This is a genomic window from Streptomyces sp. NPDC049915 (assembly GCF_040656475.1).
Lineage (GTDB): Bacteria > Actinomycetota > Actinomycetes > Streptomycetales > Streptomycetaceae > Streptomyces.
Genome location: NZ_JBFAMH010000012.1, coordinates 190,581 through 205,220, shown reverse-complemented (window position 1 = coordinate 205,220; position 14,640 = coordinate 190,581). Strand labels below are relative to the sequence as shown.

16 protein-coding genes are annotated in these 14,640 nt (G+C 71.6%); 10 read left to right on the top strand and 6 right to left on the bottom strand.

Annotation, left to right across the window (positions count from 1 at the left end; all coding sequences use genetic code 11):
- Positions 1–29: 29 nt before the first annotated feature.
- Entirely contained in the window at positions 30–1,247 is a 1,218-nt protein-coding gene (gene metK, locus AB0J12_RS22515) for a methionine adenosyltransferase (RefSeq protein WP_363266119.1), read from the top strand.
- A gap of 73 nt (positions 1,248–1,320) precedes the next feature.
- On the opposite strand, the gene AB0J12_RS22510 is transcribed toward metK, so the two are convergent.
- Complete coding sequence (locus tag AB0J12_RS22510; protein ID WP_363266118.1) at positions 1,321–1,791, bottom strand: hypothetical protein; 471 nt, start codon at positions 1,789–1,791, stop codon at positions 1,321–1,323.
- A 155-nt stretch (positions 1,792–1,946) separates the two neighbouring features.
- Here AB0J12_RS22510 and AB0J12_RS22505 point away from each other — a divergent pair, with 155 nt between their 5' ends.
- From AB0J12_RS22505 to AB0J12_RS22480, 6 genes are all read left to right on the top strand, one after another.
- Positions 1,947–2,303 (top strand): PfkB family carbohydrate kinase, encoded by a 357-nt coding sequence (locus AB0J12_RS22505; protein ID WP_363266117.1) that lies wholly within the window; start codon positions 1,947–1,949, stop codon positions 2,301–2,303.
- A gap of 151 nt (positions 2,304–2,454) precedes the next feature.
- Positions 2,455–3,231: an AfsR/SARP family transcriptional regulator gene (locus AB0J12_RS22500; protein ID WP_363266116.1), complete on the top strand. Its 777-nt coding sequence runs from the start codon at positions 2,455–2,457 to the stop codon at positions 3,229–3,231.
- A 76-nt stretch (positions 3,232–3,307) separates the two neighbouring features.
- Positions 3,308–3,898: an RNA polymerase sigma factor gene (locus tag AB0J12_RS22495; RefSeq protein WP_363266115.1), complete on the top strand. Its 591-nt coding sequence runs from the start codon at positions 3,308–3,310 to the stop codon at positions 3,896–3,898.
- Positions 3,895–4,695, top strand: a complete 801-nt coding sequence (locus AB0J12_RS22490) for an MGMT family protein (protein ID WP_363266114.1) — start codon at positions 3,895–3,897, stop codon at positions 4,693–4,695. Before AB0J12_RS22495 ends, AB0J12_RS22490 begins: the two co-directional genes overlap by 4 nt.
- 35 nt (positions 4,696–4,730) lie before the next feature.
- Positions 4,731–5,276 carry a methylated-DNA--[protein]-cysteine S-methyltransferase gene (locus tag AB0J12_RS22485; protein ID WP_363266113.1) on the top strand — a complete coding sequence of 182 codons (546 nt, stop codon included), beginning with the start codon at positions 4,731–4,733 and terminating at the stop codon, positions 5,274–5,276.
- 167 nt (positions 5,277–5,443) lie between these two features.
- Positions 5,444–6,130, top strand: a complete 687-nt coding sequence (locus AB0J12_RS22480) for a 2OG-Fe(II) oxygenase (protein WP_363266112.1) — start codon at positions 5,444–5,446, stop codon at positions 6,128–6,130.
- Positions 6,131–6,180: 50 nt separating this feature from the next.
- Here the strand turns inward: AB0J12_RS22480 and AB0J12_RS22475 are convergent, their stop codons facing one another.
- Complete coding sequence (locus AB0J12_RS22475; protein ID WP_363266111.1) at positions 6,181–7,158, bottom strand: NAD(P)-dependent oxidoreductase; 978 nt, start codon at positions 7,156–7,158, stop codon at positions 6,181–6,183.
- A 7-nt stretch (positions 7,159–7,165) separates the two neighbouring features.
- Positions 7,166–8,119, bottom strand: a complete 954-nt coding sequence (locus AB0J12_RS22470) for a ScbA/BarX family gamma-butyrolactone biosynthesis protein (protein WP_363266110.1) — start codon at positions 8,117–8,119, stop codon at positions 7,166–7,168.
- A gap of 220 nt (positions 8,120–8,339) precedes the next feature.
- On the opposite strand from AB0J12_RS22470, the gene AB0J12_RS22465 reads away from it, so the two are divergent.
- Entirely contained in the window at positions 8,340–9,005 is a 666-nt protein-coding gene (locus tag AB0J12_RS22465; RefSeq protein WP_363266109.1) for a ScbR family autoregulator-binding transcription factor, read from the top strand.
- Between the two features lie 69 nt (positions 9,006–9,074).
- Here AB0J12_RS22465 and AB0J12_RS22460 read toward each other — a convergent pair whose 3' ends face one another.
- The 3 genes from AB0J12_RS22460 to AB0J12_RS22450 all read right to left on the bottom strand — a co-directional run bounded on the left by AB0J12_RS22460 (position 9,075) and on the right by AB0J12_RS22450 (position 11,812).
- On the bottom strand, positions 9,075–9,839 hold the full coding sequence (locus tag AB0J12_RS22460) for an SDR family oxidoreductase (RefSeq protein WP_363266108.1): 765 nt from the start codon (positions 9,837–9,839) through the stop codon (positions 9,075–9,077).
- A 56-nt stretch (positions 9,840–9,895) separates the two neighbouring features.
- Positions 9,896–10,558, bottom strand: a complete 663-nt coding sequence (locus AB0J12_RS22455; protein WP_363266107.1) for a ScbR family autoregulator-binding transcription factor — start codon at positions 10,556–10,558, stop codon at positions 9,896–9,898.
- Between the two features lie 726 nt (positions 10,559–11,284).
- Entirely contained in the window at positions 11,285–11,812 is a 528-nt protein-coding gene (locus AB0J12_RS22450) for a DUF6584 family protein (protein ID WP_363266106.1), read from the bottom strand.
- A 199-nt stretch (positions 11,813–12,011) separates the two neighbouring features.
- Here AB0J12_RS22450 and AB0J12_RS22445 point away from each other — a divergent pair, with 199 nt between their 5' ends.
- Both AB0J12_RS22445 and AB0J12_RS22440 read left to right on the top strand, forming a co-directional pair.
- On the top strand, positions 12,012–12,542 hold the full coding sequence (locus tag AB0J12_RS22445) for a TerD family protein (RefSeq protein WP_363266105.1): 531 nt from the start codon (positions 12,012–12,014) through the stop codon (positions 12,540–12,542).
- Between the two features lie 543 nt (positions 12,543–13,085).
- On the top strand, positions 13,086–14,480 hold the full coding sequence (locus tag AB0J12_RS22440) for an amino acid permease (RefSeq protein WP_363266104.1): 1,395 nt from the start codon (positions 13,086–13,088) through the stop codon (positions 14,478–14,480).
- The last annotated feature ends 160 nt before the right edge of the window (positions 14,481–14,640 follow it).

Genomic DNA, 14,640 nt, shown 5'->3' with positions numbered 1-14,640 from the left:
CCCCGTCGTCCCGACCCCCAGGAGTTCTCATGTCTGCCCGGCTCTTCACCTCGGAATCAGTCACCGAAGGCCATCCCGACAAGATCGCCGACCGTATCAGCGACACGATCCTCGACGCCCTCCTCGCCCAGGACCCCACGGCCCGCGTCGCGGTGGAGACCCTGATCACCACCGGTCAGGTCCATGTCGCGGGCGAGGTCACCACCAGCGCGTACGCCGACATCCCCGCCCTCGTGCGCGAAGCCGTCCTGGAGATCGGCTACGACTCCTCCGCCAAGGGCTTCGACGGCGCCTCCTGCGGCGTGTCCGTCTCCATCGGGGCCCAGTCCCCCGACATCGCCCAGGGCGTCGACACCGCCTACGAGCGGCGGGTGGACGGCTCCTCGCCGGAGGAGGACCGGCTGGCCCTCCAGGGCGCCGGCGACCAGGGGCTGATGTTCGGTTACGCCTGCGACGAGACGCCCAGCCTCATGCCGCTGCCCATCCACCTGGCTCACCGCCTGTCGCGGCGCCTGTCGGAGGTGCGGCGCGACGGGACCGTGCCCTACCTGCGCCCGGACGGCAAAACCCAGGTCACCATCGAGTACCTGGGCAGCAAGCCCAAACGCCTGGACACCGTCGTCGTCTCCTCGCAGCACGCCAGTGACATCGACCTGGACTCCCTGCTCACCCCCGACGTGCGCGAACACGTCGTCGAGCACGTGCTGAACGAACTGGCCCAGGACGGCCTCAAGCTGGAGACCGAGGACTACCGGCTGCTGGTCAACCCCACCGGCCGCTTCGAGATCGGCGGCCCGATGGGCGACGCCGGCCTCACCGGCCGCAAGATCATCATCGACACCTACGGCGGCATGGCCCGCCACGGCGGCGGCGCCTTCTCCGGCAAGGACCCCTCCAAGGTGGACCGTTCCGCCGCCTACGCGATGCGCTGGGTCGCCAAGAACGTCGTCGCCGCCGGCCTCGCAGCCCGGTGCGAGGTGCAGGTCGCCTACGCCATCGGCAAGGCCGAACCCGTCGGTCTCTTCGTCGAGACCTTCGGTACCGCCACCGTCCCGCAGGCGGCCATCGAGAAGGCCGTGACGGAGGTCTTCGACCTGCGCCCGGCCGCGATCATCCGCGACCTGGACCTGCTGCGCCCCATCTACGCCCGCACCTCCGCCTACGGGCACTTCGGCCGCGAACTTCCCGACTTCACGTGGGAGCGCACCGACCGCGTCGATGCGCTGCGCCGGGCCGCCCGGCGGTAACCGTCCGCCCGAACCCGGCCCCGGACCCCCGTGGTCCGGGGCCGCGTCGTCGCCTCCTGACGGGCCTGGCTCCCTAGGAGTTGATCACCATGCGTATAGCCGTGACCGGTGCCATCGCGACCGACCAGGTACTGACCGTCGCGGGCCGGCTCACCGACGGCACGGCGCTGGGCCGCGGCGCCGCCGCGGTGCGGGCCGAGACCCTGCGGGTGCGCCGGGGCGGGGCAGGCGCCACATCGCCGTGGGACTGGGCCGTCTCGCCCTGCGCCCGCTGCTGGCCGGGGCGGTCGGCAAGGACTTCGCCGACTACGGCCGCTCCCTGCTGTCGTACGGCGTCGATCTCGAACTCGTGCGCGTCAGCGAGGCCCTGGACACGGCGCGGGCGGTGGAGATCAGGGACGCGGGGGACGGCCGGCTCAGGCTGTCGTACGACGGCGCGCAGACGGAGTCCCGGCACATCACCCTGCTGCCGGCCGCACGCCGCATCGGCGGGCTGGGTCTGGTGGTGGTGACGGCAGGGGACGTCGAGGCCATGGTGCGGCACACCGAGGAGTGCAGACGGCTCGGCATCCCCTTCGCTGCCGACCCCGGCGACCGGCTGTCCCGCCTCACCGGCCGGCAGGCACGCCAACTCGTCGACGGGGCCCGCTACGCGTTCACGGACGAGTTCGACGTGCCGCTGCTGCGTGAACTCACCGGGTGGGGGGAGGCGGAACTGCTCGGCCGGGTGGGCACCTGGGCGTCACACGTGGGCTGCGCGGGGTGGCCATCGCGCGGCGCGGGCGCCCCACGGCCGGTGTCGAGGCGGTGCGCGCGGCGCGGGAGGGCGATCCGTCGGGGACCGCCGAGGCGTTCCGCGCCGGTTTTCTGGCGGGTGCCGTCTGGGGCTGGTGCGCCGAGCGCGCGGCGCAGCTCGGGTGCGCCCTGGCGGCGGCCGCTCTCGAGTCGCCCGACGCCCAGGGCTACCCGCTGGTCCGGGACCGGCTGGCGGCCCGCCTCCGGTGCGCCTACGGCCCGGACGCCGCGGATCAAATAGCCGCCAGATTACCGTCCTGAATACCAGCCGAACAAAAGAACCGGCTGGCTGACCGAATTAATTATCAGTCATCATTCCGTTTGACGTCGAAAACGTTACATGCCTATCCTCGAGTCGCAAAACAGGATGCCTGTTCGAAGTGTTACGACACCACGGGGATAGGAATTCCTTATGAAGTCGGGCGTTCTCGGCCCCCTCTTACTGTCCGGTTCCGACGCGAATCTGGTGCCGAGCGCACCGAAGCCGCGCCAGCTCCTCGCATTCCTGATGCTGAACGCACCGCGGATGGTGCGCGCCGGCGACTGCATCACCGAGCTGTGGGGGTCGACTCCCCCGAAGAGCGCGATGTCCACACTCCAGACCTACGTGCTCCACATACGGCAGGCTCTGCGCGGCCCCCGCGGCGACCACAGCCGTCTGCTGCTGACCAGGAACCAGGGCTACCAGCTCGCCCTGGAGACGACCGACTTCGACCGGTTCCGGTTCACGGACCTGACGCGGCGCGGGCGCCTGTCCGCCGCCGCCGGGGACCACCGCACCGCGTCGGAGATGTTCACCCTGGCCCTCGCCCAGTGGCGCGGGACCGCCCTGTCGGACGTCCGCACCGGCCCCCTCAGCTCACCGCACCTGGCGGAGCTGGCGGAGACCCGGCAAGGGGTGCTGGAACAGCGCATAGAGGCCGATCTGGCCCTCGGCAAGCACCGTGAGCTGGTCGACGAGCTGAGTGATCTGACCGCGCGCCACCCCACCCACGAGAACGTGCACGCCCAGCTGATGGTGGCGCTGTACCGCTCCGGCGACCGCAAACGCGCCGGGGACGTCTTCCACGGCCTGCGCCGGGCGCTCGGCGACACCCTGGGGATCGAGCCCGTCCCCCGGATGCGGCGCCTGTACCAGGCGGTCCTGGCCGGCAGCTCGGCGCTGGACGCTCCGGTCGTCCACCGATGACCCGTTCCCGACGTCGGCGGACGACCGCTTCCCGACGTCTGCAACCACCTGGCCCTGGACGGTGTTTCTCTCAGTGATGGACGACAAGGCCGAGCAGCTGACCGATCTCCTGGCGGCGCACCTCGAATCCGGCTTCACCGAGCTGGTCCGGGTGCACGCCGGGGCGGTGCACGCGTTCCTGTACCGGGTCTCCGGCTCGTTCGCCGAAGCGGACGACCTGGGCCAGGACACGTTTCTGCGCGCCTACACGGCTCTGCAGGAATACAGCCCCGCACGGCGCCGTGAGCTGCGTCCCCGTGCGTGGCTGATGACCATCGCAGCGAACGTGTGGCGCAACTACGTCCGTACTCGGACACGGCGTCCGGCCACGGCCGGACTGCCCGTGGAGGAGACCATGGACGTCTGGCCTGACCACAGCCCGGGTCCGGAGGAACGCGCGGCGACTGCGGAGGACCGCTCCCGCCTGGTCACGGCGCTGTCCGCCTTACCCGAGCACCATCGCATACCGGTCGTGCTTCACCATGTGATCGGGATGAGCTACGCAGAGGTGGCCGAGGTACAGGGCTGCGCGGTGGGCACCGCGAAGGCGCAGGTCTCCCGCGGGCTGGCCGGCCTGCGGCGACTGCTGGAACCGGAGCCGACGGCCCTGAAGGAGGTGACGATGTGAACGAAAGCAACGGCGACGCGGTGACGCGGCGTCTGCCGGATCTCGCAACCGGGGCACCGGAGGACTTCGCGCTGCGCGTGCTGCGCCGTGCGGGCATCTCCGAGGAGCGCTACGACACGTACGTGCGCCTCGACACGGCCGCGGGCGGTCTGTTCGTGGCCGCCGGTCCACGAGCCGTGACCGGCGCCTGCCTGGACTCGGCGGGCCTGACCTCGACCGGCTTCGAGGAACTGCACCGCGCGCGCACCGGACGCTCGGCGATCCCGGGCGGCCGACCGCTCCCCGGGCTCATCCCCGCGCTGCGCACCGGCCGGGCCCGCCGGCTGGCGATCGACCTGTCCGGGCTGCCCGCACAGCAGCGCGCGGTCCTGGAGGCGGTGCGGAACATCCCCACCGGGCAGCTTCGGCCGCTGAGCTGGATCGCCCGTGAGGCCGGCGCCGAGGACCCGCCCTCGGTCTCCGAGATCCTGCGCGCGCTGGCGGCCAATCCCGTCGCCGTGCTCATACCGTGCCACCGGGTCACGCACGACAACGGATCGCCGTGCGACGCCGCGTACCTGCCGAAGGCGGGTGAGGCCCTGCGCCGGGCCGAACACATCGACATGCGCCGGGTGGCGGAGCTGTCCCGGGCCGGCGCGGTGTTCCTCGGCAGCGACACCACCTTCATCTACTGCCACCCCACCTGCGCCCACGCACGCCGCATCACCCCCGGGCACCGGGTGCACTTCCGCACCGCGCAGGACGCCCGCGAGGCGGGTTACCGGGCCTGCAAGAGCTGCCGGCCCATCACCGTCTGACCCGGCGCACCACGGAGCACCACAGAGAGGTCCCCATGCCCACCCCACCCACCGCCGCACTCGCCTCGCACCGTACCCCGCTGGGTCCGCTGACCCTCGCGGCCACCGACGACGCACTGGTGCTGTGCGCCTTCGACGACCGTGAGCAGGCGGTGAACCGGATCACCCGCGGTGGCCTCACCGCCGTGGACGCCGACGCAGCCACCCCGGCCCAGCTCCGCATTCTCGAAGAGGCGGGCCGCGAGCTCGACGCCTACCTCGAAGGCCGCAGCCGCGCGTTCACCGTACGGATGGACCTCCGCCTGGCCACACCGTTCAGCCGGACCACCGTGGAGCGGCTGGACGGCATCCTCCCGTACGGGGCGACGGGCACCTACGCCGAGTTGGCCGCCGCGCTCGGACGGCCGCGGGCCGCGCGGGCCGTGGGCACCGCGCTCGGCGCGAACCCGCTGTGCGTGGTGCTGCCCTGTCACCGGGTGGTCGGTTCGGGCGGCCGGTTGACCGGCTACGCGGGCGGTGTCGCGGCCAAGCGGTTCCTGCTCGACCTGGAGTCCGGCCGCACGGCCGCGCCCTCCCTCTGAACGGGCGGGCGCCGGAGCACATCCCCCGCCTCCGGCGCCCGTCTTCATCGACGACCGCGGAGCACACCCTGACCAGCTACGACACCCCTCACCTGCCCGGCCTGGAACACGGCCGCATCCCCACCGCGCCCGACGCCGGCGCCGACGACACCCTCGACCTGCCCGCCGTGGACGCGCTGGACTGGACGGCGCTGAGCGCGGAGCTGGACGCCGAGGGCGTCGCCGTCACCCCGCCCCTGCTGTCGCCGGAGGCCTGCGGCGAGATCCGCGCGCTCTTCGACCGGGACGACGTGTTCCGCAGCACCGTCGACATGGGCCGCCACCGCTTCGGAAGCGGCCGCTACCGCTACTTCGCCGCGCCGCTGCCTCCGGTGGTGACCGCGCTGCGCACGCGGCTGTACCCGCCGCTGGCGCGGATCGCCAACCAGTGGGCGGAACGCCTGGACCGGCCCCGCTTCCCGCAGACCCACGCCGAAATGACGGCGGCGTGCGCCGCGGCCGGACAGCTCCGGCCCACACCCCTGCTGCTGCGCTACGGCCCGGGCGACTACAACTGCCTCCACCAGGACGTCTACGGCGAGCTGACGTTCCCGCTGCAGGTGGCGGTGATGCTGGACCGTCCCGATGTCGACTTCACCGGTGGGGAGAGCGTCTTCGTCGAGCAGCGTCCGCGCGCCCAGTCCCGTCCCGTGGTGAAACGGCCGGGCCAGGGGCAGGGACTGATCTTCACGGTGCACGACCGTCCCGTACGGTCGGCGCGGGGCTGGAGCCGCTACATGCTGCGCCACGGGGTGAGCGCGGTGCACGACGGCCGGCGGCACGTCCTTGGTGTGATCTTCCACGACGCGCCGTGACGTCGGCGCCGTGGCCGGTGCCGGGGGGCACCGGCCACGGCGTCACGGCGTCATGCCGGCTGCCGCGCGTACCAGTCCCGGCACGCGGCGAACTGCTCTTCGAACAAGGGCCCGGGCCGCTGCCCGGACCGCTCCCACAGCCTGCGCGCGTCGTACCAGTGGTCCTGGGTGACCAGGGCGTACTGATGGTCGGAGAACCCGGGCATCGCCTGTTGGATGCCGGCTCGGTGTTCGGCCGGGGAGATGTCGCCGGGCGGCAGCGGCAGCCCGAGGACCCGGTGCAGGGCGAGCAGCAGTCTGCCGAACGGCAGCGGACGCGGATCGGCCGCGTGGTAGATCGCGGGGCCCCGTGCCGCCTCGTGGTCACGGACGAGCGCCGCGACGCAGCGCGCCAGGTCCCGGAGCGAGATCACCGAGGTGAGCGGCCTGGTGTGCGCCGGCCAGTCCGGCACGGCCGTCAGCATCCGGGCCAGGGCCGGGACCACCCAGCGATCGCCCTCCCCGTAGATCAGATGCGGCCGCAGCACTATGCCGCCGGCGTCAAGGACGGCGGACTCCCCGCGCAGCCGCGACGCGCTCGCCGGGGACAGGGGGCGGGGCGTGATCTCCTCTTCGCCGGCTCCGCGGTGCGGGCCGGTCCCGTACACGGAGGCGGTGCTCAGGTAGATGACGCGCGCGACCCTGGCGCGCCGGGCCTCGTCGAGCAGGGCGCGCACACCGAGGTGGTTGACCGCCTCGCAACGGTCGGGATCGCGCCCCACGTAGGAGGCGGCGTGCACCAGCGTCGTCACGTCCTCGCACACCCCGCGCAGCGTCTCCGGACGCGTGAGATCGGCGCCGAGGTGCCGCACCCCGTCGGCGTGGGGAACGACCGAAGCGCCGCGGGACGACAGGACCCTCAGGTCAGGGGCGCCGGAATCGGCGCCCGACAGCAGCGCACGCACCACGGCGCTCCCGATGAAACCGGTGCCTCCGGCCACCAGGACGGTGCCCGTCCCGTGCGCGGCGTGTGTCGTGGGTTCGGCCATGTGCCGCTCACTCCCCGGCCGCGGTGAGGATCGCGACCCGGCAGGTGCCGGCCTCGAAGCCGTCCTGGAGGAAGCGGACGGTGAGGGTGCGGCGTCCCCTGCCGTCGTGCTCCGGCTCGTCGGCGGACACCAGGCACGGCAGGTCGAACTCGACGTAGCGCCGGAACTGCGCCTCGCACGCGACCAGGAGACCACGGGGCGCGCCCAGGGCGAGCAGGCCCGCCTGCCGGGCCGCCTCCATGAGAACCATGCCGGGCACGTGGTCCACCGGGTGGTCGAAGAGCACCGGATGCTCGGCGACGATCCGCAGCGGGTGGGCGCCGGCGTCGGCGCAGGCACCGAGCACGACGTCGGACTCGCAGTCGCGGCCCACGAGCCGCGGGTCGACCGGGGCCGTCGTGGTGTGCGGCGGGCGGGCGTCGATCCGGTCGCCGCGCAGCCGCCGGTAGACGGCCTGCGAGGTGCACTTGCCCTTCAGCCGGCCGCTGCCGAGCCGCTCACCGTCGCGGTGGGCGACGACGTCGTAGCCGTAGCGGCTGACCACACCGGCGCGCCGCTGTATGTGGCTCAGGCGCATGTCGAGCACCACGTGGGCGGGACGGGCCGGACGGGAGAGGCGCACCTGCTCCTCGTCGACCTCGAAGCCGGTGGACTCGGTGAGGAAGCCCGAGCCCATGGGCACGTCGAGCGCTTCGTGGGCTAACAGCAGGCAGGCCTGTCGGATCGTTTCCGCAAACAGCATCGGGTCGTGCCAGCGGCCGTCGACCGCTCCGTAGTAGCTGTGGGTGCGGGACCACTGCGCACCGAGGCGGTGATCGTCGTGAACGGTCTCCCACCCGGTCAGCAGCACCTCGGACACGGCGGCACGGTGGACGAGACTCCGCGGGACCGTCTGCTCGAACAGCTCGGGGTCGCGCCTCTCCCCGAAATGCGGACGGTCGGCTTGCAAAAGGGAATTCATTGAGCCCCCCAGTTCTGGAAACTGATGTGGAAACACCGTCTGACCAGTACCGATACAGCCTCGAAGGCTCCGCGAGCATCCGAGGCTCCGCGCCGAGAATACTAGCCGAATGGTATTCTTCGGCTATAGCGAAGTGGAAGTTCGGGCGCGTGAGGGATCGCGGTGATCACCGGAGAGGCGGAATGCCGTCATCCGCACCGCGCGGGGAGGAGAACCGACTGTGGCGACGGGAACGAGAACTCGGCAGGATCGTGCGGAGGCGACACGGCAGGCGATCCTGGACGGCGCGGCGGCCGCGTTCGACGCGGCCGGGTTCGGCAGCACCAGCCTCAGCGACATCGCCAGGCATTCCGGTGTCACCAAGGGGGCGATGTACTTCCACTTCCAGTCGAAGGAGGCCCTGGCCAGGGAACTGGTGGCGGAACAGTTCGAACTGCTCCCCGAGGGCGTCGATCCCGACCTCCGCGCGCTGCAGCGAGCCATCGACCTGACGCACAGCATGGCCCACGGCCTGCGCTCCAGCACCCGGTTGCGGGCGGGCATCCGGCTCGTCATAGAGCTCGGCTCGTTCGCGGCGCCCGACCCGACGCCCTACAACCAGTGGATCGACTCCGTCCGCGACCTGTTGGCGAACGCCCAGGGCGCCGGCGACGTCAAGCCCGAGGTGAACATTGGCGACCTGTCGACCTACATCGTGGGGGCGTTCGCCGGAGTGCAGATCACGTCACAGGTGCGCACCGCCCGGCAGGACCTGCACGACCGGGTCACGGACATGTGGACGTGGCTGCTGCCCGGGGTCGTCCCGGCCCGCCGCCTGGCCCGGTTCGCACCGGCGGGGTCCGGCGAACTGCGGGCCGCGATCGGCGAGGGCGCGAGGGCGGACTGAGGCGCCGGCCAGGCTGCCCGGCACCGGCCGGCCCGGTGACGGCACCGCGTGTCACGCCCGCGGGAGCCGTCAGAGCCGGGAACCGCCCGAGGCGTCGATGCACTGACCCGTGATCCACCGCGACGCGTCGGATGCCAGGAAGGCGACGATGTCGGCCACGTCGGCCGGCTGTCCCAGCCGCTCGAACACGGACCACGCGGCCAGCTCCGCCGCCGCTCGACTCGTACGGCGCTTCTGCGCGTTCATGTCGGTCTCGATGAATCCGGGCCGGACGGAGTTGACCGTGATGTGGCGCGCCCCCACCTCCTTGGCCAGCGCCAGGGTGAAGGTGTCGACCGCCCCCTTGCTCATGGAGTAGACCAGGGACTCCGGGTAGGCGATGCGGGCGGCCGCAGAGGAGATGTTGACGATGCGGCCCCCGTCCGGCATCCGCTCGAGCGCCTGCTGGGCCGTGAACACCAGGGACTTGGCGTTCACCGCGAAGATGCGGTCGAACAGCTCGGGCGTCACCTCGTGGATGCGGGCGGATCCGCTGACCCCTGCGTTGTTGACGAGGACGTCCAGTCCGGGACCCGTGCCGTGGCGTGCGGCTCCGGCGTCGAACTGGGCGTACAGGCTCTCCACTCCCCCCGGCGCACCCAGGTCCGCCCGTACCGCGAACGCTCGTCCGCCACCGTCCCGGATCGCCCCGACGGTCGTGGCGGCCGCGCTCTCGTCCTCGCGGAAGTGCACCGCCACCAAGGCGCCGTCCTGCGCCAGCCGCTGCGCGATGCCCCGCCCTATCCCCCTGCTCGCACCCGTCACCAGTGCCGTCTTGCCCGCCAACGCGCGCATGTCCAACCCCCCTTGAGACCTGCCCGGGTCGCAGCCGTGGCAGGTTGTAGCAGCGGTCAGTGACTTGCGGCGCGCCCGCGGGCCCAGGGCGCGCCGCCCGTGGGCGCCGTGGTCCTCACCCGCGCGAGGGCGTCCGGGGAGGCGACGACGGGAAGCACCAGTTCCCACAGGCACCCGAGCCACTTGTGACTCTCGTCCTCGGACACGCCCATCCACGCCAGCGTCTCGACTCCGCAGACCGCCGCGGTGACGAGGGTGCGCGCGGACAGGTCGGGAACGTCGGCGGCCAACTCGCCATCCTTGCGCGCCGTTTCGAGCAACTGCCCGAGCCGGCCCAGCCACAGCGGGTAGAAGTCCATGGGAGCCGGGCTCCCGGCCGTCCGCTCCCGCGCGATCCGCACGCCGGCCTTGACGAAGGGATCCGAGCGCAGCATTCCACTCAGCGCGTGCAGGGCGTCCACGAGGACCTGGAGACAGGACTTCTCCGCGTAGGTCAAGTCCGTGAGCATCGCCTCCAGGATGTCCTGGCCCCGTTTCTGCACGGCGTCGGCGAGGTCGTCCTTGGTCGGGAAGTGGAAGAACAGCGCCCCCTTGGTGACGCCGGCGGCCCGGCTCACGCCGCCGAGCGTCGACTTGACGAAGCCGTGGAGTGCGAACTGCTCGGCCGCCGCGACGGTCAGCTTCTCCAGCGTGCGTTCCGATCGCTCTTGCTTCGCCATCAGTTGGCCCCCCATACATCGAAGCGGCAGGACCTATCCCCATAGGCCCACCGCCTGCACCGCCGGCCCGTCCCCGGCCTCGCGGTACTCGACAGACGGGAGCGGCTCTCCCGACTGCGGCACAGGATAGAAACCGGTCGAACGACTTGTCAACGAAAAACCGGTCGACTGACTTGTGAAACGGGGGGTGACCGCAACGGTAGTCGGGCGCACTTGAGCGCCGCCGGATGCCCGCCCCCGCAAGCGAGTTGAGTTCGGCGTTTCCGCCAGGCCACGCGAGGGCGGCCCTGCACTGGGGTCGACGTCGGCAGTGGATGCAGGGCGCTGCCCGAGAGCTGGAGGAGGAACTCGGCGAGCGCCACGAACGCCTTGCCGGCCCGGAAAGCGCTGTCGTCGTACCTGATGTGCAGATGTCTTCCCGTTTGCTGCTGCGGCAGCTCGACTGCTCCGCCAGCCGCACCGGGCCCGCGGCGGCGAGGGTGGTCAGGCGCAGCGCCGCGGCGACGCCCAGGGCGGTTCTACGAGCCCGCATCCTCTTCTGCCCCTTGACAGCGGATCCGTGCGTCAGACGACCGGCCGTCCCGATCGGTTGTACCCGTGCCCGTGCCCTGCCGTTCGCGCGCCGGCGGCGTTTCCTGGGCCCCGAAAGAGATGGCGTACGCCGCGCGGCAGGAAGCGTAGTTGTCGCACCATGAGCGGCGCTCCTCACCGGCCCGGTGACGTGTGTCAGTCGAAGAGGGCAAGGAGTCCGTTCACCCAGATCGCGAGGAACACAAGGGCCGCCACCAGACAGCCGGCGCCCGCCAGCACACCGGCGACCGTCCGCGGCTCGGTCGGCGCCTCGCGCTCCCCTTCCAGGCCGTCCCGGGAGGAGGCGGGGTCATCCCAGTCGACGGGGTGCCCCACCTCCTCGGCGCGAGCGGTCCGCACCGCGATCAGCCGCCCCTGCGCGAAGGCGGTGGCGGCCTTCGCCTCCGGACCGCGCCAGGCGAGAGCCTTCATCCGCCACCCGGGAGACCCGTACCGCGCCTCGAAGGCTGCCGTCTCGTCGGCGTCCCGGTCCTCCTCGAGGTACATCCAGCGTCCGGCCTCGGCGGCGTCGCCGTAGAGCCGGTACACCTCTGCCAGACGACGGCGGAGCGTCAGGTCGTGCGGAAAGGACGACACGAGACCGCGCAGGCGCTGGCGCGCGACGGGAACCCGACCGGCAGCCAGGTCTGCGTCGGCTCGGGCAAGGGTCTCTCTCAGAGGCATGAACGCATGATCGGGTACTCCGCTGATCCACGTCGACCTGGTTTTGCCGCTGCCGCCGGCCTGACCGCCGCCTCCCGGATGTCGGCGTGAACGACGCCGCAGCGCCGGGGCTCTGCACGGAATGCATCAACCAGCTGCCAGGACCGCATACTTCATCATGCGGGAAGGTCTCGCGGTGACCCTGAGGGGGAACGGCAGGATGAGTGGTGCGGGCGAAGGACTGGGCAAGGTCGAGGTGCGGCTCAAGTGGGACCCGAGTCCGTTCGGAGAGGCTCCCCGGCACCTCGACATCATCGCGGCCGTCTACCCGGCCGACGCCCCCTACGGCCGGCCGGCGTACACGGTGCACTACGACAGCCGCTCACCGGACGGCACCATCAACATGACCCGGCACAGCCAGACCGGTATGGGTTTCGGCTTCGTCGAGGTGATGGTCCTGGAGTTCGAGCGCCTCTCGGAAGCCTACGGCCGGGTGGTGGTCGGCGTGGCCATCCACCAGACCGGCGGGCCGCGGACGTTCGGCGACATCTCTAACGTCGGCGTCCTCGTGGTCGAGAAATACCGGCAACTGATGACGGACGACTTCGCGGAGGTCGCCGACGCGACGGCGGCTACCGTCGCGGAGTTCTGCAGGGACGCCGGCGGAGCGTGGCAGTTTCGCCGGATGATTCAGGGCTTCGACAGCGACCCGGGGACCTTCAGTTCGGAAATGGGCAGCGCGCGTCACTGATCCGCGATTCGCTCGGGTCGCTTCCCGACCAGCGCAGCTCACGTTGTCTTGCGGCCGCGGCCATCCCCCACAGCGGAACCGCACCAGGGCACACCGTCCGCATCAGCGCCTCTTCGCCCCAGGCAGCCCATGCGTTTCCCGCCTCGCCGGTTCACCGACGCGGGGCCGTTCTCCGGCGGCGTGAATACCGGCACCCCCTTCCGGCAACCCGTCGAAGACGACCGCGAGCGCGAGGAGGGCGGCCCCCGCTGTGCCGGGACCCGGAGACCAGGTCACCGCCCACACCGCCTCTCCCCGCGCTTCCCCCGTGCCGCTCCCCCGTCGACGGCCGCATCGTGACACGGCCACGCCACACCGGACATTGCCTGGTTCCGGCAATCTTGACGCCCCTTTGATGCCGGAGAGCATCAAGGTTCGGCCCTCCCGGCCGTCTTGACACCTCTTTGACGGGACGCTGATCGGTCCTGACGTAGTCTTGACGACGGTGTGCCGGGAAGTCTGGTCGGCGAAGGTCCTTCATCCACTGCTTCGAAAGGTCTTCGCGTGGCTCCCCCCGGAAAGGCCGCCCCCGCGGCTGCCGCACCCAGCACCCGAGGCCGTACGCCACGGCGTTCGGTCCTGTTCTTCGCCTTCGCCTTCGCGGTGATCGCCGACCCGGTCTCCTCCGTGGCCTACGCCATCGAGGCGGCGCTGCGCGCCCTGCACGGGGACCTGGCACTTCTGCTGCCCACCATGAGTCTCGTCATCGGGCTCGTCGTCGTGGTGACAGCCAACTACTGGCAGCTCGTGCGCCGCTTTCCCAAGGGCGGCGGCGCGGCTGCCGCCGCGGCACGGGCCTTCGGCTCCCGATGGACGTTCCTGCCGATCGGCGCGCTGGTCGTCGACTTCGTCCTGACCATCGGCATCTCCATCTCCGCCGCGGCCAGCGCGGTGATCGCCCTGTTCCCCGGCCTGGCACCGGTCCGTATCCCGCTGGCCCTGCTGCTCCTGCTCGTCGTGGCCGGTCTGACCTGGTTCGGACACGGTGGCCGGTTGCTCTTCGCCGTCATGACCGTGGCCTTCGTGGTGATCTCCGTCGCCGTGGTGGTGCTCGGTTTCACCGCCCCGCACGCCACCGGTCACGCGGCGGCGAGTGCGGACCCGGGCCACTCCGCCACGCTCGCGGTGGTCCTGGCCTTCCCAGTCGCCATGGCCCTGGCCACCGGGATCGAGGCCCCCTCGACCGCGATCGCGCAGCTCGGCCAGCTCGACGACACCCACCGGCGCCGCTTCGGCCGCGGCACACTCGCCCTGCTCGTCGTCATCGTCGGCGGCCTCACCCTGGCACTGACCGCGCTCGCCGTACGCCTGAGCATCGGCATCCCCGGCACCGACTCCACCCAGATCGCCGACATCGCCCACGCGGCGGCCGGGCCGGGCCGGCTCTACGGCGCTTTCCAGCTCACCAGCTCCCTGCTGCTGCTCGCCGCGGCCAGCTCGTCCTTCCAGGCCGGACCGGGTCTGCTGAAGGCCCTGTCCGGAACGACCGGGCGCCCTGGTGTGCTCCCGCCCGTCCTGGGCCGGACCAACGGCCACCACACGCCGTACTGGTCGGTCGTGGTGTACCTGGCCGCCGCCGCGGTGATCATCGTCGCCGCGGCAGGGCAGGAACAGGAACTGGTCCTGTTCTACGCCGTCGCCGTCTTCGTCAGCTTCCTGGTGGGCCTGATCGCCATGGCCCGCTTCGCCGGCCGTGAGCGCAAGCCGGCCCTGGCCTGGGTCAACGGCCTCGCCGCCGCGGCCGTCGCCTTCACCCTCGTGGTCAATCTGCTGCGCGGCTGGCCGGTGCTGTCGATGGCGGCGACGTTGCTCATTGCCGGTGGCCTGTACCTGCGCTGGAACCGGGCCGGCCGCCCCACCGGTATCGAAGACGTCGAGGCCCACGCGGAGACCGGCTGACCGTCCCGGACTGTGGCCCGCCGATCGCAGAGACCGACCTGCGCCGCTCCTGCGACCGGCTGCCGCTTTCCCCACCGCCTGCGGGTTCGACGCCTGCAGCACAAAGCGCCCTTGCTGAGGCCGGCCGTCCCAGCTGTCCCCCTTACACGTGGCCCTTGCC